The sequence below is a fragment of the Candidatus Thiosymbion oneisti genome, assembly GCF_004359955.1.
Taxonomy (GTDB): domain Bacteria; phylum Pseudomonadota; class Gammaproteobacteria; order Chromatiales; family Chromatiaceae; genus Thiosymbion; species Thiosymbion oneisti.
In genome coordinates this window covers 1-768 of the sequence record NZ_SMSC01000114.1, presented here as the reverse complement: position 1 = coordinate 768, position 768 = coordinate 1, and the positions used below count along the sequence as shown (strand labels likewise).

The window sequence follows — 768 nt, the reverse complement described above, 5'->3', positions numbered from 1 at the left end:
TGTGGTAGTGGAAAACTTTCAAGTGATAGAAATTCAGGATGACTATCGACTGCTGGATGTTCTCACTTGAAACTTACCCACTACCGCGTATTTATGTACTATCAAGCGAAATGATGTACTAGGCACCGGCGGACATGGATAACGAGGTATTCCGTAAGACCTACCGCGCCATCAACGAGCGCTTCTGCCCATTCGAGAAGAGCATCCTGACCAACAACTGCGGATGCAGCCGCGGACGGCGCTTTTGCATCGCCGAGCGCGAGGGGATCAACTGCGGCTCCGACGCGGCCCAGGCCCGGTGTCTGGAGCTGCTCGAGCTCTTGCGCCGGCAGGCCCGCTTCGCCTTAAAGGCCACGGACGAGGACGCGGCCCTGCCCCATGCCAAGGCCATGCGGGTCCAGGTCGGCGGCCTGCGTGGACTGCACGCCGTCGCGATGCCCGACGCGCCGATCCCGGAAACCATCGAGGACATCCACGGCATCATCGCGGCAGCACTGGACCACTTCCATACCTTGGCTGCTCTCCCCTACCAGCCCATCATCCGCCAGATTGCCGCCTACCAGGGACGCCGGCGGCTGCGCCGTCCGCGTTGAGTCAAATTAAGTCGCGGCTCGATGAACGGAACCGGTAGGGTGGGCTGTGCCCACCACTACCGTGTGACTGGTTCGCGATCCCCAACTCGGCCAACTGGCGGTGCCGCCAGAAGCCGTCCCGGCCCTGAGGTATCCCCACATTATTGCAATCTAAAACAACGAATTATGGAGCGAA

Annotated in this window: 1 protein-coding gene; it reads left to right on the top strand. The window is 60.4% G+C overall.

The window, feature by feature from the left end; all coding sequences use genetic code 11:
• Positions 1-134: 134 nt before the first annotated feature.
• Entirely contained in the window at positions 135-593 is a 459-nt protein-coding gene (locus E1958_RS19665) for a hypothetical protein (RefSeq protein ID WP_133512137.1), read from the top strand.
• Positions 594-768 lie beyond the last annotated feature (175 nt).

What these genes read in the sequence shown, in the direction of transcription:
- E1958_RS19665 (WP_133512137.1), top strand. Translation starts at nt 135, where the DNA reads ATGGATAACGAGGTATTCCGTAAGACCTACCGCGCCATCAACGAGCGC.